26 protein-coding genes and 1 tRNA gene are annotated in these 24512 nt (G+C 60.9%); 23 read left to right on the forward strand and 4 right to left on the reverse strand.

The window, feature by feature from the left end; translation table 11 throughout:
* The first annotated feature begins 123 nt into the window (after positions 1–123).
* The 9 genes from QMX83_RS04650 (at position 124) to QMX83_RS04690 (ending at position 8372) form a co-directional block, all read left to right on the forward strand.
* Positions 124–1953, forward strand: a complete 1830-nt coding sequence (locus QMX83_RS04650; RefSeq protein WP_282295491.1) for an autotransporter domain-containing protein — start codon at positions 124–126, stop codon at positions 1951–1953.
* Between the two features lie 74 nt (positions 1954–2027).
* Positions 2028–2101 (forward strand) — tRNA-Gly (locus QMX83_RS04655).
* Positions 2102–2297: 196 nt separating this feature from the next.
* On the forward strand, positions 2298–2624 hold the full coding sequence (locus QMX83_RS04660; protein WP_282295492.1) for a nuclear transport factor 2 family protein: 327 nt from the start codon (positions 2298–2300) through the stop codon (positions 2622–2624).
* A 165-nt stretch (positions 2625–2789) separates the two neighbouring features.
* Entirely contained in the window at positions 2790–3569 is a 780-nt protein-coding gene (locus tag QMX83_RS04665; RefSeq protein ID WP_282295493.1) for a 2OG-Fe dioxygenase family protein, read from the forward strand.
* Positions 3566–4519, forward strand: a complete 954-nt coding sequence (locus QMX83_RS04670; protein ID WP_282295494.1) for a lysine exporter LysO family protein — start codon at positions 3566–3568, stop codon at positions 4517–4519. The genes QMX83_RS04665 and QMX83_RS04670 overlap by 4 nt, the downstream gene beginning before the upstream one ends.
* Before the next feature lie 94 nt (positions 4520–4613).
* Entirely contained in the window at positions 4614–5519 is a 906-nt protein-coding gene (gene rimK / locus QMX83_RS04675; protein WP_282295495.1) for a 30S ribosomal protein S6--L-glutamate ligase, read from the forward strand.
* Positions 5520–5750: 231 nt separating this feature from the next.
* Positions 5751–6233 (forward strand): hypothetical protein, encoded by a 483-nt coding sequence (locus QMX83_RS04680; RefSeq protein ID WP_282295496.1) that lies wholly within the window; start codon positions 5751–5753, stop codon positions 6231–6233.
* A gap of 131 nt (positions 6234–6364) precedes the next feature.
* Complete coding sequence (locus QMX83_RS04685; RefSeq protein WP_017356179.1) at positions 6365–7042, forward strand: response regulator transcription factor; 678 nt, start codon at positions 6365–6367, stop codon at positions 7040–7042.
* Positions 7005–8372, forward strand: coding sequence for a HAMP domain-containing sensor histidine kinase (locus QMX83_RS04690; RefSeq protein WP_282295497.1), 1368 nt, complete (start codon positions 7005–7007; stop codon positions 8370–8372). The genes QMX83_RS04685 and QMX83_RS04690 overlap by 38 nt, the downstream gene beginning before the upstream one ends.
* 155 nt (positions 8373–8527) lie before the next feature.
* Here the strand turns inward: QMX83_RS04690 and coaE are convergent, their stop codons facing one another.
* The 3 genes from coaE to QMX83_RS04705 are packed head-to-tail and all read right to left on the reverse strand — an operon-like array spanning position 8528 to position 11282.
* On the reverse strand, positions 8528–9145 hold the full coding sequence (gene coaE / locus QMX83_RS04695) for a dephospho-CoA kinase (protein ID WP_282295498.1): 618 nt from the start codon (positions 9143–9145) through the stop codon (positions 8528–8530).
* Positions 9146–9155: 10 nt separating this feature from the next.
* Positions 9156–10019 carry an A24 family peptidase gene (locus tag QMX83_RS04700; RefSeq protein WP_282295499.1) on the reverse strand — a complete coding sequence of 288 codons (864 nt, stop codon included), beginning with the start codon at positions 10017–10019 and terminating at the stop codon, positions 9156–9158.
* Positions 10020–10025: 6 nt separating this feature from the next.
* Complete coding sequence (locus tag QMX83_RS04705; RefSeq protein WP_282295500.1) at positions 10026–11282, reverse strand: type II secretion system F family protein; 1257 nt, start codon at positions 11280–11282, stop codon at positions 10026–10028.
* 359 nt (positions 11283–11641) lie between these two features.
* Between QMX83_RS04705 and QMX83_RS04710 the strand changes: the two genes are divergently transcribed.
* From QMX83_RS04710 to QMX83_RS04775, 14 genes are all read left to right on the forward strand, one after another.
* The gene (locus QMX83_RS04710; RefSeq protein ID WP_282295501.1) at positions 11642–12052 is read left to right on the forward strand and encodes a pilin; all 411 of its coding nucleotides are present in this window, start codon (positions 11642–11644) and stop codon (positions 12050–12052) included.
* Positions 12053–12169: 117 nt separating this feature from the next.
* A complete protein-coding gene (locus QMX83_RS04715) occupies positions 12170–12583 on the forward strand; it encodes a pilin (RefSeq protein ID WP_282295502.1) in 414 nt (137 codons plus the stop codon).
* Between the two features lie 57 nt (positions 12584–12640).
* Entirely contained in the window at positions 12641–14371 is a 1731-nt protein-coding gene (pilB, locus tag QMX83_RS04720) for a type IV-A pilus assembly ATPase PilB (protein ID WP_282295503.1), read from the forward strand.
* A 148-nt stretch (positions 14372–14519) separates the two neighbouring features.
* Positions 14520–17573 (forward strand): spermine synthase, encoded by a 3054-nt coding sequence (locus QMX83_RS04725; RefSeq protein ID WP_282295504.1) that lies wholly within the window; start codon positions 14520–14522, stop codon positions 17571–17573.
* A gap of 432 nt (positions 17574–18005) precedes the next feature.
* The gene (locus QMX83_RS04730) at positions 18006–18347 is read left to right on the forward strand and encodes a hypothetical protein (protein WP_282295505.1); all 342 of its coding nucleotides are present in this window, start codon (positions 18006–18008) and stop codon (positions 18345–18347) included.
* Between the two features lie 304 nt (positions 18348–18651).
* Positions 18652–19188, forward strand: a complete 537-nt coding sequence (locus QMX83_RS04735; RefSeq protein ID WP_282295506.1) for a hypothetical protein — start codon at positions 18652–18654, stop codon at positions 19186–19188.
* Positions 19189–19234: 46 nt separating this feature from the next.
* Entirely contained in the window at positions 19235–19546 is a 312-nt protein-coding gene (locus tag QMX83_RS04740; protein WP_282295507.1) for a hypothetical protein, read from the forward strand.
* 329 nt (positions 19547–19875) lie between these two features.
* A complete protein-coding gene (locus tag QMX83_RS04745) occupies positions 19876–20319 on the forward strand; it encodes a hypothetical protein (RefSeq protein WP_282295508.1) in 444 nt (147 codons plus the stop codon).
* An 842-nt stretch (positions 20320–21161) separates the two neighbouring features.
* Positions 21162–21350, forward strand: a complete 189-nt coding sequence (locus QMX83_RS04750) for a hypothetical protein (RefSeq protein ID WP_282295509.1) — start codon at positions 21162–21164, stop codon at positions 21348–21350.
* Between the two features lie 127 nt (positions 21351–21477).
* A complete protein-coding gene (locus QMX83_RS04755) occupies positions 21478–21981 on the forward strand; it encodes a hypothetical protein (protein WP_282295510.1) in 504 nt (167 codons plus the stop codon).
* A gap of 38 nt (positions 21982–22019) precedes the next feature.
* Positions 22020–22373 carry an ankyrin repeat domain-containing protein gene (locus QMX83_RS04760; protein ID WP_282295511.1) on the forward strand — a complete coding sequence of 118 codons (354 nt, stop codon included), beginning with the start codon at positions 22020–22022 and terminating at the stop codon, positions 22371–22373.
* A 58-nt stretch (positions 22374–22431) separates the two neighbouring features.
* Positions 22432–22689, forward strand: coding sequence for a hypothetical protein (locus tag QMX83_RS04765; RefSeq protein ID WP_282295512.1), 258 nt, complete (start codon positions 22432–22434; stop codon positions 22687–22689).
* Positions 22690–22697: 8 nt separating this feature from the next.
* The gene (locus tag QMX83_RS04770) at positions 22698–23381 is read left to right on the forward strand and encodes a hypothetical protein (RefSeq protein ID WP_282295513.1); all 684 of its coding nucleotides are present in this window, start codon (positions 22698–22700) and stop codon (positions 23379–23381) included.
* Positions 23382–23394: 13 nt separating this feature from the next.
* Complete coding sequence (locus QMX83_RS04775; RefSeq protein ID WP_282295514.1) at positions 23395–23730, forward strand: hypothetical protein; 336 nt, start codon at positions 23395–23397, stop codon at positions 23728–23730.
* A 381-nt stretch (positions 23731–24111) separates the two neighbouring features.
* Here the strand turns inward: QMX83_RS04775 and QMX83_RS04780 are convergent, their stop codons facing one another.
* Positions 24112–24420 (reverse strand): hypothetical protein, encoded by a 309-nt coding sequence (locus QMX83_RS04780; RefSeq protein ID WP_282295515.1) that lies wholly within the window; start codon positions 24418–24420, stop codon positions 24112–24114.
* Positions 24421–24512 lie beyond the last annotated feature (92 nt).

Here is a 24512-nt window from a genome sequence, read left to right on the forward strand (position 1 = left end):
TGGTTCTGCGCCGATCCCGGCCGGTTCCATGTCGCAATGCAGCGTGAAACAGCCGGGGTGCAGTAGGACCATGGCACCGTGCGCCGGCGTACGTCGGCCGCTTCCACCCTCAAGGAGTTTTTCATGCTGCTCAGCAAGCGTCCCCTGCGTTCCCTGATGGCCGTGGCCATTGCCCTGGCCGCAGTGCCGGCCATGGCGCAGTCCCCGTATTCCAAGACCGTGTTCATTGGCGACAGCCTGACCGACCAGGGCTACTTCCGCCCGCTGCTGCCTGCAGAAGTGCGGCCGGTGACCGGTCAGTTCACCACCAACCCGGGTTGGGTGTGGGCGCAGTACGTTGCCGACTACTACGGCACCAATGCCACGGCCAACGGCAATGGCCAAGGCGGTGACAACTACGCCATCGGCGGCGCGCGCGTGGGCGTGCACGGCAGCCAGATCCTGGCCCCGAACACGCCGGCAGTGCCGGTTTACTCGCTCAAGGAGCAGACCCAGCAGTATCTGGCTGCCAACGGTGGCAAGGCCGATGCCAACGGCCTGTACACCGTGTGGGGCGGGGCCAACGACCTGTTCGCCATCCAGGCCGGTGCGCCGCTGCAGGCCACCCTGGGCGCGGCGGTGACCGACCAGGTCGGCATCGTGGGCACCCTGAAGGGCGCTGGCGCGCAGTACATCGTCGTGCCGACCCTGCCTGACATCGGCCTGACCCCGGCCGCGCGCGCCGGCGGCGCGGTGGGCATGGCGCAGGGCACCGCGCTGGCCAAGGCCTACAACGACGCCCTGTTCGCCGGCCTGAAGAGCGCCGGTCTGCAGGTCATTCCGGTCGACACCTTCCACATCCTGCAGGAAATCGTCGCCAGCCCGGGCACCTACGGCTTCGTCAACGTCACCAGCCCGGCCTGCGCCACGGCCTCCTCGCTGACCTGCAACCCGACTGCCTACGTCAATCCGAACGCGGCCAACAACTACGTGTTCGCCGACGGCGTGCACCCGACCACGGCCACGCATGAAATGCTGGGGCAGTACACGCTGTCCATTCTGGAAGCCCCGCGCAACCAGCAGATCCTGACCCATTCGGCGCAGACCATCGGCCGCTCGCGCGCCGACCAGGTCAGCCTGCACGTGGGCGGTCGTCCGGCCGATGGCCTGAGCTGGTGGGGTGGCGTGCGCGGTGACATGCAGCGCTACGACCACGCCGACCTGTACGACGGCCTGGCTCCGGCCGGCCTGTTCGGCATGGATTGGGCGAAGGACGGCTTGGTGCTCGGCGGTTTCGCCGGTTACGGCCGCATGGACGCCGACTTCGGCCACAACAAGGGTGACTTCACCCAGTCCGACACCTCCCTGGGTCTGTTTGCCGGCTGGTATGGCGACAAGGTGTGGGTGAACGGCCAGGTCAGCTACAGCTGGCTCGATTACGACGTCACCCGCAAGGTCCAGCTCGGCCCGGCCACCCGCACCCACACCGGCAAGCCGGAGGGCAGCAACCTGACCGCCGCGCTGAACGCCGGTTACGAGTTCGGCACCGAGGGCGGCCTGCGCCACGGTCCGGTCGCCTCGGTGATCTGGCAGAAGGTCAAGTTGGACGCCTACAACGAGTCCAACCTGAGCGCCACCGCGCTGGGCTATGGCAATCAGGACGTGGACTCGACCGTGGGCCGCCTGGGCTGGCAGATGCGCTTTGATGGCGGCAGCGTCAAGCCGTACGCGCAGATCACCTGGGACCATGAGTTCGAAGACGGCCAGCAGGCCAGCGCGTGGCTGCAGACCATGCCGGAAGCCGGCATGTACAAGGTGCCGGGCCTGGAGTTCGACGAGGACTACGTGACCGCCATCATGGGCGTGCGCATGGACATGTTCGGCCTGAGCAGCAACATCGGCATCAGCACCACCGCCGCGCAGAACAGCGCCCGCGACGCGACCATCTTCGCGCAGTTCAGCGGTAGCTTCTGATCCAACGGCACGGGCGGCGCAATGCCGCCCGTTGCCTTTTTCCCGCCCGGGCGCATAGAATTCCCGGGCACCAAGCGGGTGTAGCTCAATGGTAGAGCTGTAGCTTCCCAAGCTACTGACGAGGGTTCGATTCCCTTCACCCGCTCCACGGTTTGCGCAGCAAACCATGGAGCGTGGCGGCATGCCACCAGATCCCCGCGCCTGTCGGCGCGCCCCCTTGACTCAAGGGGGCTGCTATTTCGACATATTCCACGCACGCTTTATTGACCCGCGCGCTGAAATGATGGCGCGAACGGCGCATTGCGTCATGCGTGGGGTTCTACATGTGCGGATCAAACAAGGCAGTGCTGGAAGCCGCCAACGCTGCGGTTCGCGCGGGTGACAATGAAGGGTTCCTTGCCCATTGCACCGACGATATCCGCTGGACGACCGTGGGTGAGGGCACGTTGCAGGGCAAACAGGCGGTTCGCGCGTGGATGAAAGGGGCGTATTCAGTGCCGCCGCAGTTTGAGGTGCAGTACATGGTCGCGGAGGGGGATCGCGTGATTGCGATCGGCACGATCATGGGGGATGGCCCCGAAGGCAAGCCCGCGGAACTTGCCTATAGCGACGTCTGGCGTTTCCGGGATGGAAAGATGTGTGAGCTCGATGCGTTTGTGATTGGAGCCTGAAAATCGCTGGGACGACGCAACTTGACGCAATTGTCCGGAAAAAATGGGCCGGAATCGGCAACGTAACTACAATGTGAACCTGTTCCGTGTGAGGTCAGAAAACCCTGATCGACGCAGCGCAACTTGATCTTCACCATCACTCCTCCATTTGATTGAGGACGGACGATGCCCCGCGATGCGTTGCTGGAAAACGGATATGCCCACTACGCCATTCGACCTAAGCGAGCCAGCTTGGATGGGGAGATCGAACTGCTCAGGAGCGAGTTCGCGAAGCTGGAGTTGGATCCCTACGCGCCATCGGATGCAAACCGCTACCGACGCTATGGCAATGGCGTAATTCTTCCATGGTGCCATCAGGCCACGCCGCATTGGATGCCCGCCCTGCAAGGGGAGGGTGGGCAGCGACTCGCCGCGTACGGGCAAGGCTCATTCAACCCTGATCATCATCGTTCGCGGCAGTTCCCCTGCCTAAGCGAAGACGTAATGGAATGCGAACTCCTGCTCGACCTGATTCGCGAAGATTATTCAAATACGTTCTGGGATTCGCCGGGACAGGCGATGCCAATCTACTTCGGTGTTCATTTCATCAAGTTGACGTCATGTGGCCCCGATAAGTGGGGAGTCAGCTCGCCAAACTGCTTTCACCAGGATGGGGAGACATTCACGTTTGCGCACCTGATCCATCGATCTCCCAATTTGGATGGGGGTGTCAATTACATCGCATCGCCCGCGTTGAGAGATACCCCGATGGAGCATGTGAGGCCGGATCAAATCATTTCGGAGTTCACTCTGGTGAATCCCCTGGACAGTTTTGTGGTTCATGACCCCAAAGTGTCTCACTACGTCAGTCCTGTTCGAATGGCGAGCGATAGTGATCGTGACGCGATGGTCTGCGAGCGTTGCATGGTGCTTGTGGACTTCTCGCCAACTGTGCAGAAGATATGATCACCAAGGCGGTTCATTCGATGCTGCCCATACTTGCAGCTCTCGCAGGCGGTTGGCTGGCTGGTCGATATCTGCTGTCAGGCATGGTGAACAAGGGGCTTGTTCGCCTTATCGGGCCTTTGGTATGGCTGATGCTGTTTCTGATCGGTGTCGAGTTCGAAAATGCACTGCGATCATTGGATGCTGTCAGGCAGGTCATGGGTGCGGCGCTGCTCATGGTGGTGACGACCACGGCAGTGCCGTGTCTGCTGCTCACCATGTTTTTCCGGCCGGCGCGCAGTCAGGTGCCGATTCGGCGCACGCTCCCGTCGCGTAAGGGGCTGCGGGCGCGGGGAGCTGCGATGCTGCCCGCCCTGCGGGAGTGCGGGCTCGCCATATTGATGGTCTCGGCGGGGCTAGTGGCTAGCGCAGCGATGGCACCATCTGGCATCTCAGCTAGTCCATTGGGTATTCCGCTGAGCCACGTTGCTTTGATGGTGCTCATCGTCCTGGTGGGCGTTGATCTAGCGGGTTTGGATATCAAACGTCACTGGTTCTCCCGGCAGGTGTTGAGCGTGCCCATCATCGTGGTTGCGGGATCCCTGCTTGGCGCGGTTGTGGTCCACCTGGTTACGGGCGATGATCTTCGACTGTTGCTTGCTCTCGCTACGGGGTTTGGCTGGTTCACGCTATCAAGCACGCTGGTGGGCTCCTTGGCTGGCGAGATTTATGGGGCTACCGCGCTGTTCGTTGATCTGGGTCGCGAGTTCGTCGCCATAGTTCTGCTGTATCTGCTCGGAAGGCGGCACGCTCGGCTGGGTATCGCTGCTGCCGGGGCGACTGCCATGGACTCGACGCTCCCCATCGTCCGGCAGACGTGCAGGCCGGAGGAAGTGCCGATGGCATTCGTCAGCGGGTTCCTGTTGACGCTCCTGGCACCATTTCTTATCACCGCTTTCCTTGCAAGGTGAGGCGAAGAGTGCAGCACGGCGGCTGCACAACGCCGTCATCCGCGCGCAGGGGTCTGCGCGCTATGCTTCGCGCTTTCCCCATCCACACACCCCGATGAAACTCGCCATCCTTTCCCGCAACAGCAAGCTGTACTCCACGCGGCGGTTGGTGGAGGCGGCGCGTAGCCGGGGGCACACCGTGCGGGTGCTGGACCCGTTGCGCTGCTACATGCGCATTGCCGCCGACGGTTTTTCAATGCATTACAAGGGCCGGCCGATCACCGGCGTGGACGCGGTGATTCCGCGTATCGGCGCGTCCGTCACCCGCTATGGCACCGCCGTGCTGCGCCAGTTCGAGATGATGGGGGCGGTCACGCCCAACCCGTCCGACGCCATCCTGCGCGCGCGCGACAAGCTGCGCGCCCACCAGATCCTGGCCTCCAAGGGCATCGACATGCCGGTGACCGTGTTTGGCGACAATCCGGACGACACCGTTGACCTGCTGTCCATGCTGGGGCCGCCGCCGCATGTGGTGAAGCTCAACGAGGGCACCCAGGGCAGGGGGGTGATCCTCACCGAGAAGGCCAGCGCCTCGCGCGGCATCGTCGAAGCCCTGCGTGGCCTGTACGCCAACTTCCTGATGCAGGAGTTCATCGGCGAGGCGCAGGGGGCGGACCTGCGCTGCCTGGTGGTCGGCGACCAGGTGGTGGGTGCCATGCGCCGCCAGGCCCCCGAGGGCGACTTCCGCTCCAACCTGCACGCCGGCGGCAGCGCCTTGGCCATCAAGGCCACCCGCGCCGAGCAGCAGGTGGCGATCCGCTCGGCCCGTGCGCTGGGCCTGGGGGTGGCCGGGGTCGACCTGATCCGGTCCGATCGCGGCCCGTTGGTGCTGGAGGTGAACTCCACGCCCGGGCTGGAGGGCATCGAGGGGATCTGCCAGGGCGACCTCGCCGGGCGCATCATCGAGCACGTGGCAGGGCAGGTTGTTGCGCATAAAAAACCAACGAAATCAAAGGTTTGAAATTTTCGTACAGAATCCGGGCAGGTTTTAACACGGGTTTAATCGACCCCCGCGTAGGCTTCAACGAACCGCAGCTCTGCCCTCCTCAGCAGAAACGGTAATCGGGAATGACTTCAGGCCCGGGTGGGCAGCCACCCGGGCCTTTTTCTTTTGTGCCAACCGGCACATTGCCGAGCGCCATCCGCGATCGTACAGTTAGGGCTTCGTTCATGGATGGAATGGGAGAGACCAATGATCCGCATGTTGTCGATAGCAGTGCTGTTGTGTGTGGCCGGTGCAACGCAGGCCAAGGAGAAGGGCAGCAAGGAGGCTGTGCAGATGAATTCGACCACCCCGGTGGCCGAACAGATCCAGGAAGTCGAGAAGGCGATCGGCAGCGAGCGCTACAGCGAAATCAGCATGGAAGACAAAAGCGCGGTGCGTCAGGCATTGAGCCGCATTTCGACGCTCATGGGCGACCATGACCTCATCAGTGAGGTCGCGCCGCAAACGAAGACCGACATCTTCAATGAGCAGGAAAAGGTCAATGTGATTTTGACCAGCAGCCATGCCGACAGCCGCCTGGTGTGCCGCCGCGAGCGCAGCACCGGCAGCAACTTCCCGCAAAACGTCTGCATGACCGTCGCGCAACGTCGCAAGGCCGAGGAGGCCGCTCGCAACGTGATGAACAACAACCAGCGCTTCAACAACTACGGCCCGAGTGGCGGTCGGTAAGTTGCCTTCACGCCCGGGCATCGGTACGAAATGTTAAGACTGGACGCTGTATCGTTCGCTAGCTGAACGTGACCCCTCGCGCGCTGTCCTGGCGCGAGGGGCAGTGACCTATTTACGAACCAGAGGTTCCAGTGCGCATTCTAGTTATTGAAGACAACAGCGACATCGCCGCCAATCTGGGCGATTACCTGGAAGATCGGGGACATACGGTGGATTTCGCGGCCGATGGCGTCACCGGCCTGCATCTGGCTGTGGTGCACGAGTTCGATGCCATCGTGCTGGACCTCAACCTGCCGGGCATGGATGGCATCGAGGTCTGCCGCAAGCTCCGCAATGAAGCGCGCAAGCAGACTCCGGTGCTGATGCTCACGGCCCGCGACTCGCTGGACAACAAGCTGGCCGGGTTCGATTCCGGTGCCGACGACTACCTGATCAAGCCGTTCGCGCTGCAGGAAGTCGAAGTCCGCCTCAATGCGCTTTCGCGCCGTGGCAAGGGTGTGCAGACCCGCGTGCTGGAAACTGGTGACCTGGAGTACAACCTCGACACTCTGGAAGTGCGCCGCCAGGGCAAGCTGCTGCAGCTCAACCCCACCGCACTGAAGATCCTGCAGGCCCTGATGGAGGCCGCGCCGGCTGTGGTGACCCGCCAGGAACTGGAAACCCGCGTATGGGGCGAGGAGCTGCCGGATTCGGACTCGCTCCGGGTCCACATCCATGGCCTGCGTGCCGTGGTGGACAAGCCGTTTGAAGTACCGCTGATCCAGACCCGCCATGGCATCGGATACCGCATCGCCGCGCCGGAAGCCTGATCCCGTGCCGACTACAGGGGGGCGCCGCCGTGCGCCGTATCGGCGCCGGCTGCGCAGCCGCATCATCGTCTCGTTCGTGCTGTTGGGCTTCTGCCTGACCACGCTGTTTGCGTTCGCCACCAACTGGGCCCGCGCCCGCGTGGAGAACCAGCTGGTCGAAGACGTGATGAACCGCAACATCAACGAGTACGCGCGGCGGTTCCAGCTGGACCCCTCGCGCAACCCGGACCTGCCCGTACAGCAGATGCGCGCGCGTATCGTCGGTCCGGACCGGTTCGAGGCACTCCGAACGGAAGAGCCTGACTGGTACGACTTCAAGGACGGCATCCACAGCCTGGGCGGCGTTGACGAGCAGGGCAACGCGTTCTCCTACAAGCTGGCGGTGCGCAAAACCCCCGAGGCGTGGTTCTTCCTCGCCTATGACATGACCGAGAGCCTGCGCGGCGAGCAGCAGCTCAAGCGCGCGCTGTTCTTCTCGGTGCTGGTGTTCAGCCTGCTCTCGTGGGTGCTGGGCTGGTGGTCGGCGTCGAAGGTGATGAAGCCGGTGTCCGACCTGGCGGCGCGCCTGCGCGCCTACCGTGGTGGCACCAGCGAACCCGAGCCGCTGGCCCCGCGCTTCCCGGACGACGAGGTCGGGCAGCTGGCGCAGGCCCTGGATGACTACTCCGCGCGTTTGACCGAAGTGGTGCAGCGCGACCGCGAGTTCAATGCCGACGTCAGCCACGAACTGCGCACCCCGCTGGCGGTGATCCGCGGCGCGACCGAGCTGCTGCTTACCCGGCCCGACCTCGATCCCAAGGTGCTGCAGCGCCTGCAGCGCATCCAGCGCGCCGAACAACAGTGCACCGACCTGATCGGCTCGCTGCTGCTGCTTTCGCGCAACGAGCGCGGGCAGGGCAGCAGCAATGTCTCCCGCGTGGCCGAGCAGCTGCTGGAAGCGCACCGCGCCCAGCTCGGCGGCAAGCCGCTGGAGCTGGTGGTGGAAGGGGACCGCGAGCTGGTGGTCGATGCCCCGGAGTCGGCACTTTCGGTCGCCCTGGGCAACCTGATTGGCAACGCGGTGAAGTACTCGCAGGAAGGTTCGGTGCGGGTCCGGGTGACCGGCGACCAGGTCGACGTCATCGACAGCGGCCCGGGGCTGAGCGCCGAAGATGCCGCCAAGTTGTTCCAGCGCGGTTACCGGGGCACCCATGCCGGTCATTCGCAGGGTGGCGGAATCGGGCTTTCCATCGTCAGTCGCCTGTGTGACCTCTACGGCTGGCAGGTCAGCGTGCGGCCTGGCCAGGACCGTGGCGTCGTCGCGACCCTGAAGTTCAGCCCCGCCACCTGACCCTGCCCATCGTGGCGCCAGCGGGACAACCCCGCCCATCTTGGTTCTACCGGAACAACCCCGTCCATCTTGGCTCTACCGGAACAACCCCGTCCATCGTGGCTCTACCGGAACAACCCCGGTAGCGCCGGCCGTTGGCCGGCCCACGCACCGCGTCACCGCGCGCCAGCGGCCAATTCCCGATACACCCCATCCAATCGCAACACCTCGGCCTCCAAAAGATCCGGGTGTCCATCATTGACCACCACATCATCGGCCAGCGCCAGCCGCGCCTCCCGGCTCGCCTGCGCCGCAATCATCCGATCAGCCAGCTCAGGCGTGCTGCCATCGCGCAACATCAACCGCGCATGCTGCACCGCCACTGGCGCGTCCACCACCAGAATCCGGTCCAGCCACGGGTACTGCGCGCGCCCACCGGCTTCGGTCAGCAGCGGAATGGCCGCAATCGCATAAGGTCCAGCAGCAGCCTCGCAGGCCTCCCGCAACAGGTGCCGGATGGCCGGGTGGGTAATGGCTTCCAGCGCCTGGCGTTCCTGCGGCGAGGCAAAGATGCGCTCGCGCAGCGCCGCCCGGTCCAGTTGTCCGTCTGCGAGCAAAATGCCCGGCCCGAACTGCGCCACGATGCGCTCAAGCCCTTCGCTACCCGGAGCCACCACCGCGCGTGCGGCCAGGTCGGCATCGGCCACGGTGACGCCAAGCGCCTCGAAGCGTCGGCTGACTTCGCTTTTGCCGGCGGCGACGCCGCCGGTCAATCCAATGACAAACCGACTCATCGGCAGGCCCTCAACGCAGGCCGGAGATTCTCAGGTAGCTGTTGATCAGCGGCTCGCCCCACATGAACACGATCCAGCCGGCAATGGCCAGATAGGGGCCGAACGGGATCGGCGTGGCCTTGTCGCGGCCGCGCGAGTACAGCCAGATCGAGCCGATGATGGCCCCGATGACCGACGAGAGCAGGATGATCGGCAGAATGCCTTTCAGCCCGCACCAGGCCCCCAGCGCCGCCAGCAGCTTGAAGTCGCCGTGGCCCATGCCTTCCTTGCCGGTGAGCTGCTTGAACAGCCACCACACCGACCATAGCGACAGGTAGCCCAGCAGGGCACCCAGCAGGGCCGGCTTGGCCGGCATGTACAGGTTGTCCACGCTGGCGATCAGCCCTAGCCACATCAGGGGCAGGGTGAGCTGGTCCGGCAACAGCTGCGTGCGCAGGTCGATGCCGGACAGGGCCACCAGGAAGCAGCTGAGCACGATGGCTCCGAAGCCCTGCCAGCCAAAGCCGAACTGCCACACACTGGCCACGACCAGCAGGCCGGTGATCAGCTCCACCAGTGGGTACTGGATGGAGATGGGGGCCTGGCAATGACGGCACTTGCCCCGCTGGACCAGCCAGCTGAACAGCGGAATGTTCTCGTACCAGCTCAGCTTGTGCTTGCAGTGCGGGCAATGTGACGGTTCCACCACAATGCCCGGCGGTGGCGGCTCGTAGATATCTTCCAGTTCCAGCACTTCGCGGGCGTCGCGCCGCCACTGCCACTCCAGCCGCTTGGGCAGGCGCAGGATGACGACGTTGAGGAAACTGCCGATAAGCAGTCCCAGTCCGGCCGCGGCGGGAAAGCCGAGGCCGGGGTGCTGATCCAGAAAAGCCATGTGTTGTTAGACCACCGAAGCCAGTTTGAAGATCGGCAGGTACATACCAATGACCATGCCGCCGACAATGGTACCAATGAACACCATGATCAATGGTTCCAGCAGGCTGCTGAGGGCATCCACAGCGTTGTTCACTTCCTGCTCGTAGTACTCGGCCACCTTGAACAGCATGGTGTCCAGGGCACCGGCTTCTTCACCGATGGCGGTCATCTGGATGACCATGTGCGGGAACAGGTTGGTCTGCTTCATGGCCATGTTGACCGGGAAGCCCACCGACACGTCGTCTCGCATGCGCAGTACAGCTTCTTCATAGACCTTGTTGCCGGTGGCTCCGGCAACAATGCTCAGGGCTTCCACCAATGGCACGCCGGCACGGAAGGTAACAGCGGTTGTCCGCGAGAAGCGGGCAATGGAGCTGTTGTGCATGATCTGACCGATCACTGGCACCTTCAGGATGAACTTGTCCATCGCGTGCTGCATGGACGGGGACCGCTTGTAGGCAAAGATAAAGCCGCCGATGGCACCGCCAGCTGCAATCAGCATCAGCCACCACCAGGAAACCATGAACCTGGACAGGTTCACGATCATCTGGGTGAACGCAGGCAGCTCTGCGCCGAAGCTGGCAAAGACGTCCTCAAATTGAGGAACAACCCACACCAGCAAGATGCCGCTGACCAACACAGCTACCGCCATGACCATGGCAGGGTAGAACAGCGCCTTCTTGATCTTTCCTTTTAGTGCTTCAATGTTCTCTTTGTATGTCGCAACCGTGTCCAGCACCGTTTCCAGGACGCCCGCGCCTTCGCCGGCCTTCACCAGGTTGCGGTAGAGCTCGTCGAACTGGACCGGGTGCTTGCTGATGGCTTCGTACAAGGAAGAGCCGCCTTCGATGTCCATGCGGACGGTGTCAACGAGCTTCTTCATGCGCGGGTTCTTGTGCCCGCTACCGATGATGTCCAGAGCAGAGACGATAGGCACGCCCGACTTCATCATTGTCGCCATCTGGCGGCTGAAGAAGGCGATGTCCTTGGGTTTGATCGTGGCTCCTGCGGCACCAAAAAGAGGCTTGGGCTTGGGTTTGACCACGTTCGGGGTGATGCCCTGGCGGCGCAGTTCGGCCCGCAACAGGTTGGCGTTCTTGGCGGGCGACTCGCCCTTCATCTTTACGCCCCGCTTGTCGGTCCCCTCCCAGACAAACGGAACCAGCTCCATGGTATTGCGTACCACGGGCTCTTTCTTGACGGCACTACGGCTCACAGACATACAGGCTCCCCAGCCGCGCCATCCCCAGGCGGGCTTCTCCCCGGAATGGTAGCCGGTTCCGAGCCTGTGTGGCATCCCCTTGGCGGGGGCAATCCGTGACCGAGGTTCCGGACCGCTATCGTCACAAGGTGACGCAGGGGGTCACAATGCCGGCTGGGTCGCATTTTGGGGGGAGGGGGGTTCCAATCCTGAAGATTGGTGCCATCATTGCGCCCGGGGAACGCTGGGGAGCGTCGCCAAGACTTGGCACGCAACCTGCTTTGATCCACCCGCACAGGCCAATCGCCTTGCTCAGCCGGCTTCCGGCCAGGCGCAGGCCCGGTGTTCAAAAACTTTACCTACCTCTAGGGGATGTACTCATGAAGAAGCAGCAGGGCTTTACCCTCATCGAACTGATGATCGTCGTCGCGATCATCGCCATCCTGGCCGCAATCGCCATTCCGGCCTACCAGGACTACGTTGTCCGCTCGCAGGCTGCTTCGGCTCTGGCTGAAATCACCCCGGGCAAGGTTGGCTTCGAGCAGGCCATCAACGAAGGCAAGACCCCGTCGCTGACCGCCACCGATGCCGGCTTCATCGGCGTGACCAAGGACACCTCGTACTGCACCGTGTCCACCGACTCGGCCACCACCATCGTTTGCACGGCCAAGGGCGGCAACGCCACCAAGTTCAACGGCAAGACCATCACCTGGACCCGCGACGCGGCTGCCGGTACCTGGGCTTGCACGTCGGGCCTGGACGCCAAGTACAAGCCGGGCAAGTGCACCTAATAGCGTCAAATGCCTGAAAGAAAGAGCCCTCGCGGAAGCGGGGGCTTTTTTTTGGCTAATCGTCGGGAAACTGGCACGGATTGTGCTGCATCTGTTGCAAAGAACAGGGGATTTCTGATGCGGTGCGAATCGAAAGGCTTCACGTTGATCGAGCTTATGATCGTGGTGGCCATTGTTGCCGTGCTCGCGGCCGTTGCCATGCCGGTCTACCAGAACTACGTGGCCAAGACCCAGGTGACTGCGGCGCTGTCTGAAATCGCGCCTGGCAAGAATGGGATCGAGACAGCCTTGGCCAACGGCCAGACCACCTCGGTGGATGCAACCTATATCGGGCTGCGGTCACCCAGTAGTCACTGTTCTGCTGTTGTGGCGACGGTAGGGGCCGATGGTATAGCACGCATCAACTGCGTAGTTGTTGGCAACGCGCGCGTGCAGGGAGCAAGCCTGACCCTCAACCGTGATGCCGGTGGCCAGTGGACGTGCGCGGCTCCGGCAATCAGTGAGATCCATCGCCCCCGCAACTGCAATTGATTTCCCCCTGTCTGGGTTAAGCTGTAGCCCCCCGGAGCAACGTGCCGTGACGCCTCTATGAACGCAGTAGTGACCGCCAATCTCGTCGGCATCACCGGCATCGCCCGCCGCCTGGTGCAGGACGGCGCGCTGGATGAGGCTGCCGCCCGCGATGCCATGACCAAGGCGGCGGCGGCGAAGCAGCCTTTGCCGCAGTTCTTCGCCGACAAGAAGCTGGTGACGCCGGCTCAGCTGGCCGCTGCGAACGCGTTCGAATTTGGCATGCCGTTGCTGGACGTGTCGGTCTTCGACGCCAATCAGAGCGCAATCAGCCTGGTCAGCGAAGAACTGCTGCGTAAGCATCATGTGCTGCCGCTATTCAAGCGTGGCGGCAAGCTGTTCATCGGCACCAGTGACCCGACTCACTCCCTTGACGAAATCAAGTTCCACACCAATCTGGTGGTGGAACCGATCCTGGTCGATGAAGACCAGATCCGTCGTACCCTGGAGCAGTGGCAGTCCAAGCATGACGCCCTTGGTGGTGGCCTTGGGGGGGACGACGACGGCATGGGAGACCTTGACGTCTCGGCCGGGGGGGATGAGGACGGCGGAGCCGCAGACTCGGGCGTTGATGCCAAGGGGGACGACACCCCGGTGGTGAAGTTCGTCAACAAGGTGCTGGTGGATGCGATCCGCAAGGGCGCATCGGACATCCACTTTGAACCTTACGAAGACGACTATCGCGTTCGCTTCCGCATCGACGGTCTGCTCAAGAATGTGGCCAAGGCACCGGTCAAGCTCAACCAGCGCATCGCAGCTCGATTGAAGGTGATGTCCCAGCTGGACATCGCCGAAAAGCGCGTGCCGCAGGATGGTCGCATCAAACTCAATCTGTCCAAGACCAAGCAGATCGACTTCCGCGTCAGCACGCTGCCGACCCTGTTCGGCGAAAAGGTGGTTCTTCGTATTCTGGACGGCAGTGCAGCCAAGCTGGGTATCGACAAGCTCGGTTATGAGGAGGTGCAGCAGAAACTGTTCCTTGAAGCCATCCACAAGCCCTACGGCATGGTGCTGGTCACCGGCCCGACTGGTTCGGGTAAAACGGTGTCGCTGTACACCGCGCTGGGCATTCTGAACGATGAAACCCGCAACATTTCCACCGCCGAAGATCCGGTGGAAATCCGCCTTCCGGGTGTCAACCAGGTGCAGCAGAACAACAAGCGCGGCATGACCTTTGCCGCTGCGCTGCGCTCGTTCCTGCGACAGGATCCGGACATCATCATGGTCGGCGAAATCCGCGACCTGGAAACCGCGGAAATCGCCATCAAGGCCGCGCAGACCGGTCACATGGTGCTCTCCACGCTGCACACCAACGATGCGCCGCAAACCATCGCGCGTCTGATGAACATGGGCATCGCCCCGTTCAACATCACCAGTTCGGTGACCCTGGTGATTGCCCAGCGCCTGGCGCGCCGGCTTTGCAGCAACTGCAAGCGGCCGGTAGACCTGCCGCCGCATGCGCTGCTGGCCGAAGGCTTCACTCAGGCCCAGCTGGATGCGGGTATCACCCTGTATGAAGCGGTCGGCTGCGAAGAATGCACAGAGGGCTACAAGGGACGTACCGGCATCTATCAGGTCATGCCCATGACCGAAGAAATCGCGGTCATCGTGTTGGCCGGCGGCAACGCCATCCAGATTGCCGAGGCTGCTCAGAAGGCAGGTATCAACGACCTGCGTCAGTCTGCCTTGGTCAAGGCGGCAGCGGGAACGACCAGCTTGGCCGAAATCAATCGCGTGACCAAGGATTGATCGGGCCTGTTACCATCGGTAACGCAACACGCCGGCGGGGAGCCGGATTCAACATTCGATTGCCAGCCGGTGCCGACCACGGTGCCGCGCTTGGCTGCAACCATGAATACGGGTAGTTGGCCCGGCTGAACGCAGTGGGGATGCAAGCATGACGTTGGCGAAAAGCAGGGCGGGTACCTGGCTGTTGTGGATCTTTGTGCTGTCCGGTTTTTCCGGGCTGATCTACCAGTCAATCTGGACGCAGTATCTGGGCCTGTTCCTTGGCCACTCTTCCTACGCGCAGTCGCTCGTGCTTATCCTCTTCATGGGGGGCATGGCGGTAGGGGCTTGGTTGGTCAGCCGCTGGAGCAGCCGGGTGCGACGACCGCTGCTGGCGTACGCCATCATCGAAGTTGTAATTGGCCTGTTGGGGCTGTGCTTTGACGGCATCTACCAGGGCTTGACGGGCTGGGCCTACGGTCACCTGTTGCCGATGCTTCCCGCCGGCCAGCTGCAGAATGTGCGCTGGCTGCTGGCGGCAGTGATGGTCCTTCCCCAATGTATCCTGCTGGGGGCCACGTTCCCGCTGATGAGCGCCGGGTACATCCGCCTGCAGGAGCATGCGGAAGGGCGCGTACTGGCAGGCCTGTATTTCTCCAATAGTCTTGGCGCGGCCATCGGTGCTCTTGCGTCCACCTATGTCTTGCTGCCGGCCATCGGTATGCCCGGCACGGTCTTCTCTGCTGGACTGATCAACATCCTCGTAGCTGTAATGGTCTATCCGCTCAGCAAGAGCGAGATCGCGCTACCTGGTGAGCCGGTCGCTCCCGTGCCGGAACCTGCTGCCGCGCGCGAAGAGCACATCGGGAAGTCAGGGATCTCCACGCCGCTGCTGGTCCTGCTGGTGGCAGGTCTTACCGGTGCAGCCTCATTTGTCTATGAAATCACCTGGATCCGGATGCTGTCGCTGGCGCTGGGTACCACTATCCATTCCTTCGAGCTGATGCTGGCGGCCTTCATCCTGGGCATCGCCATGGGCGGCCTGTGGCTGAAGAATCGTGCCGACCGGCTGACCTCACCACTGGTCACGGCCGGCTGGATCCAGGTCTGGATGGGCATTGCTGCCCTGGCGTCGATGTTTGTGTACGCCAATGCCTTTGAATGGGTCGGCTGGCTGATGAGGGTGATCACCCATACAGCGGAGGGGTACGGCGTCTTCAACCTTGCCAGCGCGGGCATCGCCCTGCTCGTCATGTTCCCGGCGGCATTCTTCGCAGGCATGACCCTTCCGCTGCTTACGCTCGCGCTGCTTCGCGAGGGGCATGGTGAGAAATCCATCGGCCAGGCTTACGCCTTCAACACGCTGGGCGCAATCGTTGGTGTGCTGGCAGCAGTGCATGTGCTGATGCCGGTCCTGGGCCTGAAATATGCGCTGCTTGCTGCTGCAGCCCTTGATATTGCGCTTGGTCTGATCTTGCTGGCCCGCTTTGCTCCGGCATCCTCGTCGGCACGTGTGCCGGCGCTGGCACCAGCGGGTGCCGTCTCCGCCATTGCCCTGATCTGCGCCTCCTGGTTCGTGACGTTCGATCCTGTGGTGCTCAACTCCTCGGTCTTCCGTCATGGCACGACCAAGCAGCAAGGCAACGTCAAGACATTGTTCTTCAAGGATGGAAAGACCGCGACAGTAGTGGTGTCCGAAGTGGGTGACGGGAACAACGCCGTTCGGATGATTTCCACCAATGGAAAGGTGGATGCTGGCATGGCCAGCTCCATCGCCCAGTCCCCGACCTCCGATGAGGCCACGATGGTCCTGCTGGCGGCGGTGCCGCTGTCGATGCGGGATCATTATGATCGGGTGGGTGTCATCGGTTTCGGCTCCGGATTGAGCACCCATACGTTGATGGGCCATGAAAAGATTGGTCGGGTTGATACTGTCGAGATTGAGCCGGCAATGGTTGAAGGTGCCCGTCATTTCGGCGAGCGTGTTGCCCGCGCGTACACAGATCCCCGCTCACACGTGATCATCGATGACGCAAAGGCGTACTTCGCCTCGGTTCCGGACAAGTACGATCTCATCATCTCCGAACCGTCCAATCCTTGGGTGGGCGGTACCGCGTCGCTGTTCAGTACCGAGTTCTACGGCTACATTCCGAAGCAGCTCAACGACGATGGTCTGTTCGTCCAGTGGCTGCAGCTGTATGAGATCACCCCAGATCTGGTGAACTCTGTGCTGTCGGCCATGTTGTCCAATTTCAAGGACGTCAGGGCCTACCTGGCAAATGAGAACGACCTGATTCTGGTCGCGTCCCCTCGCGGCCAGGTGCCTGAGCTGGGCGGAGCCATCTTCCAGCAGCCCCTACTGGCTGCAGATCTTTCGCGAATCGGGGTGTCCGGCCTGCGGGATCTGCAGGACACGCAGGTCATGAACCGGAAGGGGTTGGAGGGTTACCTCACCCTGTATCCCCACCAGATGAATTCGGACATGTTCCCGGTGCTGAAGCTGCAGGCACCGCGCGCCCGGTTCGAGCGGGGGGCGGTGACCGATTTCGTCGAGTTGGGCGCGGCTCCCTGGCCGGTGTCGCGGTGGCTGGGTGGGCCGGCCGCCCGTACTGCCACTACGCCCGCGGGAACCAATCGTCTTGGTCTGGATGCCGTCAGGCAGGGCGAGGTTGCGCGCGAGATCTTCGCGTCGCTGGTGGAGGGGAGCAAGGACACCACCAAAAGCATGACCGTCCGAGATGATGTGGAGGTGGATGCCTTGCGCGGTCTCGCTACTGCATGCGAACTGGACAGCCGCCCGCAACATAGTGCGAACCTGATCTTCTCGCTGGCCAGTGAAACAACTGCTCACCTTGATCCGGAGCGGCTGCGTCGCCTCTGGGGTAAGCCGGAATGGTTGCGCTGCCCGGTGCAGGATGACGCGCTCAAGGGGGTCCTTGAGTTCGTTTCGGCGGTGGCCGAGGAACGTCATGTGGACGTTATCCGCACTGGTCTTGAACTGCTGGATGGCCCGCATGGCCAAGCCCTCCTGCAGGAGCCCGTGTCGGGTTACTACATCATGGGATCCATGCAGTACGCGGCGCTGGCCGAAGGTGATTCCGCCATTGCCCAACAACTGGTGCAGCGATACTGGCAACGTCTGGATCGTCAGGCGCAAGCAAGCGCCTCGCTCAGGCTCCTGGCGTTGCTTGCATCCCGGGCAGACGCGAAGCCGCAGCAGTGATGAACTTGAAGGCCCCGCAGCAGCGGGGCCTTTCCGTTTCCAGAGCCGCAAGGGATCTATGAAGCACTGGATTGCAATCGCAGTCGCGCTAGGAATCTCATTCGTCAGCTCATCGAGCGAGGGAATGCCTGTCTATTCCTCTCCTCAGTACTCGGCGATTGAGCTCAAGTTCCTTCGTATGGAAGTATCTGATGGCTGGCTACTCGGGCTTTTCCGAATTGTAAACACGAGTGATGCGCCTGTTTCGTACCTCCTCTGGTCGGAAACAGGAACGTCGGTGCCGAGGCTGCAGCGAGTTCAGGGCCTACACCGCCGAACTTCGTTGCCTTGCGGCGAAATTCTCGGATGCGTTCTGCATCGGGGATAACTGTGAAACGGTGGTCAGAAAGAGAATCAACGACATCATAAATGGCATTCTTCCAAAGGTGAGAGATGGGACGTACGGAAACTAAGCTGGGGATCTGCATTGCCGGTGTTGCGGTCCTCCTTGCTGCCTGCTCCGCAGAGCATGTGGTTTGCGGTAGCGTAAAGCCTGCTAACCCGAACGAGGTCGAATCGAAGATTCTGGAGGTTGCAACGAAGCAGACTCTCGCCTACTGCAGTATCGAAGGGGCGAGTTGCGATATAGCTGCGTACGAAACACGCGGAGGCAGGACGGTCAGGATCGCAAGGGTATTCGCCGAGGATGGGAAATGCCTGGGTGCCCTTGGGGACGAGAAGTACTTTTCGTTTGATGAATCAGGTAATCTGCAAAAGATCATCGGCGGAATGTAACGCGTCTATTTGTGGCATGGCTGCGTATCTGAAGAATTTGCGTCCCCGGTTCGCTCGAAAGAAGTGGATCATGTGAACGACTCTCGGACGTGGGGTGATCGCGCGACGCCGGGGATAGAGAGCCTTGATTCAACGCTGAAGAATAGGTCGCGTCAGGATCCGCGCGTATGCGAGCAGCAGAATGAGGCTATCCTGTAGGGGCGCATGCGGGGCAGCATCATCGCGGCAATTCTGGATTCGTCCCAGAGATGGGGTCGAAGTGGTCTTCACGAAACCAATCCATGGTGATGTCAAAGGTCGCTCGATGAAATTTTCACGATATCGAACAGTCATTTTGGTGCATTCCTTCGCGTTTGCCCTGGCGATGATGATTGCGCAGCCGGCGGGTGCGGCAATGAGAGAATGTGTAGCTGTTGAGGCAGTGTTAACCCATGTCGCAGAGACCGATCACGGCTCTGTCGGAATTGTTTCCGTGCGCAATAGTGGCGATGAGGTGATTTCACTCGATTGGGGCGGGCGCGCACTTGATCCAAAACTGGGTTATGAAGTCGAAGTACTTCATCCGGTCTCGTACTTTGTCCAATCGCGCAGTGTCGGTGATTCGAGCTGGATACCGCACATTGTCCTGGGTACCTTTGCGCCTCCTGATGGTAGCGTTGAGGTAAAGGCGGGGGACAGGGCAAATGTAGCAGTTGGCATGGAGGGTATTCGCCAAGGTTCACATGAGGAGGAGATGGAATTCTCTGTGAACCTGTTTGATCGTGAAACTGGTTGTAGTGTCACTACACAATCGTTCCAGAAGAGCGACTTTTTTAGTGATGGACCGGCCGGGCTCCTATAGGCACGCTATCGCGTCACAATTAAATTACTGAATCTGGATGCGCACCATGACGGCATTGAGTTGGCTGGTACCGACACTGTTCTATCTGCTGGTGGCGGCGATGGTGGTAAGCGCTGCTGCCGTAATCGTCGCAAGGCGAACTGTTAACAAGTCCGGAAATGAAGAGCAGATTGGGGAGCTGGACATTCTCCCTCTGAATTCGCCTGGCGAAGCGCGGAACAGGTTCGCGGCGGTACGCTCGGTATTGAAGTCGGGCGTCACCGGGCCAGCTGGTGCACTCGTACTGCTCGGCGCGCTTATCTGGATAGCGATAGTGATCCTTTTCTTTGTGGGAATGCTGATCATCGCGACAGGCTAGGGGATTTCATTGGCCGAACTAACGGAGCGGGGGCGGCACGTCGAACTGGCTGGCGATCGGCTTGGTTACATTTGACGGCAAGGGAGGGCGGCTCGATAGTGAGTTCAGAGCGTATGCTGCTGAACTGCGGGCCTTTCCGTCAAGTTGTCCAGTACATTCTGTGTCGATGACAACTGTGAAGGCGTGGTCGGGCAACGAATCAGTGACTGGACCGGCCAAGATTTCGTGGGCACCTCTCTCGTTACCATTGATTGTGGCTCTGCGTAGTCTTCGAAATTCTGGACGACCCAGAACCTCACCAGTCCAGAGTGCACTTGAGAGGATCTGAGTTGTTGCAAGCGAAGCATTGGGCATGGGTTAACGGAATTTTCCTGATTGCGAACGTCGTCGGTGGCTCAACGATGAGCGGCAGCGCTGCGCTGCCAGTCGCGTCAGGCGGGGCAAAGGAACTTGTCGTGCTGGCGATCGCCGCTGCGTTAGCGGTCATCGCAGTTGGCGCTTCGGGCTATCATCTATCCGGCAATGGGAAAGGTTGGAAGAAGCCCTCAGTTCGTCGATGCCCAATCAATTTCGGCGACCCTATGCAGACTATCTACATTGGAGTCTTGGCGATCATTGCGCAGGCAACAGGTTTGGCGCTTGTCGCTTCAGTGAGGGCGGAGCAAGTGATGCTGATGCTAAGTCTCGGTATCGGGGCTCTTGCAGGAAGTCTGACCGTGAGTACTGCCATTTTCGGCAGGGTCATGCCTGGCAGATTCAATGATGATCAATGACCTGGTGCAGGCTCTGACGATGTCTCGCTACGAAGTTGCAGTCTCCACGAAATCCTGCCCATTCCAATATGCCAATGGTGAGAATGGGCATCCGGTGAACTGACATGATGAGAATGGCGCCACAGTACTTCCATTGCCTGCCTGTTGCATTGGTTCTTGCGTGGGCCGTCACGGGGTTTGGTTGGTCCAGTTCAGTCGCGAGCGCGGCTGAAAACTGTTCAGCGGAGATCCGATATCTGGGCACTAGCAACGCCTATGGGAAAGACACCGTGGGAGTCTTCTCAGTGAGAAACACCGGGGACGGTGTATATAAGTTTGCGGTGCCTGACCGCAAGGGCGTGATGCACTACATGTACGCAGAGGTGCAAGTCGAAGACGGTCGCGGCGGGTGGAAGCCCCGCAGCGTGCAACTGGACTCATGGAGGCGTCCCCCTGGCGAGCTGAGCGTCCGCCCAGGGCATGTCGTGAAGGCGGCAGTAAGTGATGCCGTCTTTCGAGGGCAGGCAGAAGCCGGCCATCGTTACACCGTCCTGTTTCGGGACCTTTTGTTCCAGTGCTCTGTGATGTCCGAGCCGTTCCTCGTCGAGGAGATCTGAGGTGATCGAATTGGCCGCTAAAGCGCGTTTCTTAATTGCCGGCTCACTAACAGTGTCAGTCAAATCAGATCAGGTTCGGGTTGCGGATGTGTCAAGGCATCCAGACGTCAGTGCGGGTGACAGTCGATGACAATCAGGTGGTTTGTGAGATTCACCGGTCTCTTGCGCAGTTCAGGAGGGGACTCCCCCATCGAGATATGCATCTCGGAGCCTGTTCCCGTGCTTGGGGAGGTCGAGTATCGCTGCTTGATCAGATCCGAGTTGCTTTTCAACCACGATGTGGAAATTGCAGGAATCGATGGGGATCAAGCCAGTCAGTTGGCCGTCGAGTTCGTCACAGCCATGCTGGGCGATGCCTGGCTTACTGACGCTGATGGAAATCCTGCTGGCCTGAAGTGGACCGGCTGGGACTCTGTGGAAAACTCAGACTCATGATCCATGTGGTTTACCATAGTGGAAGGATATGGGCGCAAAACCGCAGATCACGGTTTTGCACCCGCTGGAGGGGGCTTCGGTCATGAGTATCTCGGAACCATAGCCAGCGGTAACGATGGATACGTCAATGGCGACACGCAAATCCCAACGTGATGTCATGCCATCTGCACTTACGGAGGCGTTTAACGCCCTCCGCGAGCGGCATTCCACCTCAAGGGAGGAATTGCAGTTGTTGGAGCCATATCTCGCGGCGGGTAACGCAGAAGCGATCTATTTGTCGCACTGCCTGATCATTGATGACGATCAGCGCTACAACGAGGCTGCCAGCGACGCGGCTCTGAAAGAGGCCGCGTCAATGGGGTACATCCCCGCGGTTTACGCTTTGGGTATGAGGTATCGGTTCGGCGACTCGGTTGAAATGGATGTAACCCTTGCCGCGGAAATGCTTCGAGTGGCCTCCGATGCTGGCTACCCGGAAGCCATGTACGAGTATGGACTCGCACTGTTCCATGGCATAGGTGCGCCACAGGATGTTGGCGCGGCACTGGCACTAATCCGGCGTTCGGCCCGGGAAGGAGACGAGTATGCGGTTGAGTTCTTGCAAGCATATTCTTTTGATCTTGATGGCTAGGCTGGCCTGTACGGCCCCCCGTTTGCACGACACTGACCATGCTTCTATCTGAGGTGCTCGCCGACTACGCAGGCCTCCCCGAGTACTCGGGAGTGAAGCTCGTAGACGTCAACCAGGTCAGTCTTTTCGGCGACAGGCCCATCAACATCGCAGCCACAAGAGGGAGCGTTGCTGAGATGCAGGCTCTGTTCCTTGCCGGTGCCGACATCAATAGTCCTGGCGAGCATGGCTATACCCCGCTTCACAATGCAACCGAACAGGGGGCCTTAGACGCAGTCAAGTGGCTTATCGAGAACGGAGCGGATCGGGGTGCCAGGAATGATCTGGGCTGGACGGCCTTGGACTTGGCCACTGCTTTGGGCGAAGTGGGGTTGTATGAGCTGGTAAGCTAGCCCGGTACCAATGTGCTCTGGAACTGGCAGACACCCTTGTTCTGATCAGGAGTGAACCATGGGGCGGGAGAAGTCGAAGCGGGGTGTGCTCGTTCGCGTGATTCGTAAAGACGTCGCACTGGCGATCCGGCTGGATGATGCAGTACAGGTCGAAATCGGCTCCGACCTGTGGAGGCGAGACGTGTTTGTCACTGAGGGGGCGCTGGACGAGGAGCGGTTTGAAGCCATGAAGTTTGATGACAAGGAGCTCGCAGACTTTGGGTACTACGTTCTCGCGAGACTCTATGCATACAAGCAGATGGGCGAGGTGCCGTGAGCTCTACCATGTCGCTTGATGACATCGCGTTTCACGATTCGATCTTCAACGAGGTCTCTATCTCGCTTGTGCAGCGCACCTGCAGGATCGGCCTGAGACTGGGCGATTGGGATGTTGGGAAGGATCGCACCGTATGCGAATTTTTCTTCAAAGAGATGGTTTCAGTCTTCGGGCGATTCGACTTCATTGATCTGGCCGAGAATGCGTGGGCCGGCAATGTTCAGGATGGCTATGTAGATGCAACCGACAGTCGGCTTCGGATGCATCTGACGGGCGGAACGCTGGAGGCGGTTGCGGAGAGCATCTTGCTGAGCCAGATTGCCCCAATTGGGGCGGTCTCTGCTTGCCCCGGTGCCGAAGGTCTGGAAGCATCCTTCAGGTCTATCGAGGCCGTTGACCTCGACTTCTCTCATCTGGAATTGATCGAGATTTCGCCCGTAACCAGTACCTGCCGATTGGGCATCCAGGTGCGGACGTCAACCAACCTCTCCGAGCGCGCCATGGCCACGCTGATCTTCGAGAGCGTGTCGTCCTGCATCGCACATCTGGATGTCACCAAGCTTTCCGGCGAACATCGCTTCGGCAATGTCGTGGGCGGCCATGTTGATGCAGAGCAGGGCAGGGTGCGCCTTTACCTCAGGGATGGATTCATCGAGATCTTAGGTCGCGCCGCCTCGTTGGTGTGGACATGACCGGAACTGTGCCATGACAGTTCATTGGTACGACATGACTCACGTCACTTTCTGGCTCATGCTGGCGATCATTATTAGTCGCCCATTCGCAGTCATCTTGGCGCGCCGGGAAAAGCAGCGCAGCGAGTCGGAGGAAGTGCTCGCGAAGTTACCCATTCTGGCATCGCGTAGTGTGGAGGATCTGCAGGACACGTTTTATGCCTGCATGCTAGTCATCCGGCCTGGCGCTCTGCGCCGGCCCGCAGTCGTCGCCTCGCTGGTGCACATGATGCTGTGGGGAGCGATGATGCTGGCGTTGCTGTGTATGGCAGCGTTGATGATCGTGGACTACGCACCGGGTGAGTTCTGAGCGTCTTTGTGAGAAGGGTGGCAGTTTCACTGGGGCTGTTCGTCCTTGCTTTGGGGCTGTCGATCGCGTTGTTCGACTTGCTGAAGCCACAAGCGTCAGCTTGGGTGGTGGGTTGTAGCGTCGGTGCCGCTGGTCATCTTTGCGGTGTTGCTGCCTTTCTCGCAAGATTTTGGTGGCTACTGACGATCCCATGGGCGGGCTTCTTGCTTTTTGTGTCCGTGTGGACCGCGCTTCGTAGGGTGACGAGTACGAAGTAGCAGAGATCTCTGGTAGCCGTTGTAGGTCGGGGTGCGCTTGAGTGCGAACGGGACGGGCGGCACGACGTGCCGCCCTCGCATAGTTCGAGCCGCTACCTGATGAGGGGCGGAGTTCTACCGTAGCCTACCTGCCGCGCGAAACCTTCCGGAACACCTTCACCGCCTCCTGATCCTTCGGCGGCGGGTCGGCATGCCAGCGGAAGCCTCGCCACTCGGGATACAGGTAGAGTCTCGTGCCGGCATCGATGCCCAGGTCGCGGATCCACAGTCCTCGCGTTTTGAAGCACGGAACGGAGGGGCAGCCCGGGTAGGTCTTCGCGTCGTCGTGGCGCAGCGCGTTGACGATGATGCTCTTGGGTGGCCGCCAGAAGCGGCGGCGGAATTCTTTCTGTTCTTCGGTCAGGTCGTCCCAGTCTTCGGGCTCTTCGTTCATGGTGTATATCCTCTGTAGTCCTCCCCCGCCGGAATGGCGGGGGAGTCGGGAGGGTAAGAACCGTCAGAGGAACCGGCGCGACGTATTTCCGT

Origin of the sequence: Stenotrophomonas sp. PS02289 (genome assembly GCF_029960115.1) — a bacterium.
Classification (GTDB): Bacteria; Pseudomonadota; Gammaproteobacteria; order Xanthomonadales; family Xanthomonadaceae; genus Stenotrophomonas.

What these genes read in the sequence shown, in the direction of transcription:
- QMX83_RS04765 (WP_282295512.1), top strand. Translation starts at nt 22,432, where the DNA reads ATGGGGCGGGAGAAGTCGAAGCGGGGTGTGCTCGTTCGCGTGATTCGT.
- coaE (WP_282295498.1), bottom strand. Translation starts at nt 9,145, where the DNA reads ATGAGTCGGTTTGTCATTGGATTGACCGGCGGCGTCGCCGCCGGCAAA.
- QMX83_RS04780 (WP_282295515.1), bottom strand. Translation starts at nt 24,420, where the DNA reads ATGAACGAAGAGCCCGAAGACTGGGACGACCTGACCGAAGAACAGAAA.
- QMX83_RS04705 (WP_282295500.1), bottom strand. Translation starts at nt 11,282, where the DNA reads ATGTCTGTGAGCCGTAGTGCCGTCAAGAAAGAGCCCGTGGTACGCAAT.
- QMX83_RS04680 (WP_282295496.1), top strand. Translation starts at nt 5,751, where the DNA reads ATGATCCGCATGTTGTCGATAGCAGTGCTGTTGTGTGTGGCCGGTGCA.
- QMX83_RS04670 (WP_282295494.1), top strand. Translation starts at nt 3,566, where the DNA reads ATGATCACCAAGGCGGTTCATTCGATGCTGCCCATACTTGCAGCTCTC.
- pilB (WP_282295503.1), top strand. Translation starts at nt 12,641, where the DNA reads ATGAACGCAGTAGTGACCGCCAATCTCGTCGGCATCACCGGCATCGCC.
- QMX83_RS04715 (WP_282295502.1), top strand. Translation starts at nt 12,170, where the DNA reads ATGCGGTGCGAATCGAAAGGCTTCACGTTGATCGAGCTTATGATCGTG.
- QMX83_RS04725 (WP_282295504.1), top strand. Translation starts at nt 14,520, where the DNA reads ATGACGTTGGCGAAAAGCAGGGCGGGTACCTGGCTGTTGTGGATCTTT.
- QMX83_RS04735 (WP_282295506.1), top strand. Translation starts at nt 18,652, where the DNA reads ATGAAATTTTCACGATATCGAACAGTCATTTTGGTGCATTCCTTCGCG.
- QMX83_RS04710 (WP_282295501.1), top strand. Translation starts at nt 11,642, where the DNA reads ATGAAGAAGCAGCAGGGCTTTACCCTCATCGAACTGATGATCGTCGTC.
- QMX83_RS04690 (WP_282295497.1), top strand. Translation starts at nt 7,005, where the DNA reads ATGGCATCGGATACCGCATCGCCGCGCCGGAAGCCTGATCCCGTGCCG.
- rimK (WP_282295495.1), top strand. Translation starts at nt 4,614, where the DNA reads ATGAAACTCGCCATCCTTTCCCGCAACAGCAAGCTGTACTCCACGCGG.
- QMX83_RS04740 (WP_282295507.1), top strand. Translation starts at nt 19,235, where the DNA reads ATGACGGCATTGAGTTGGCTGGTACCGACACTGTTCTATCTGCTGGTG.
- QMX83_RS04760 (WP_282295511.1), top strand. Translation starts at nt 22,020, where the DNA reads ATGCTTCTATCTGAGGTGCTCGCCGACTACGCAGGCCTCCCCGAGTAC.
- QMX83_RS04775 (WP_282295514.1), top strand. Translation starts at nt 23,395, where the DNA reads ATGACAGTTCATTGGTACGACATGACTCACGTCACTTTCTGGCTCATG.
- QMX83_RS04665 (WP_282295493.1), top strand. Translation starts at nt 2,790, where the DNA reads ATGCCCCGCGATGCGTTGCTGGAAAACGGATATGCCCACTACGCCATT.
- QMX83_RS04650 (WP_282295491.1), top strand. Translation starts at nt 124, where the DNA reads ATGCTGCTCAGCAAGCGTCCCCTGCGTTCCCTGATGGCCGTGGCCATT.
- QMX83_RS04755 (WP_282295510.1), top strand. Translation starts at nt 21,478, where the DNA reads ATGGCGACACGCAAATCCCAACGTGATGTCATGCCATCTGCACTTACG.
- QMX83_RS04770 (WP_282295513.1), top strand. Translation starts at nt 22,698, where the DNA reads ATGTCGCTTGATGACATCGCGTTTCACGATTCGATCTTCAACGAGGTC.
- QMX83_RS04700 (WP_282295499.1), bottom strand. Translation starts at nt 10,019, where the DNA reads ATGGCTTTTCTGGATCAGCACCCCGGCCTCGGCTTTCCCGCCGCGGCC.
- QMX83_RS04730 (WP_282295505.1), top strand. Translation starts at nt 18,006, where the DNA reads ATGGGACGTACGGAAACTAAGCTGGGGATCTGCATTGCCGGTGTTGCG.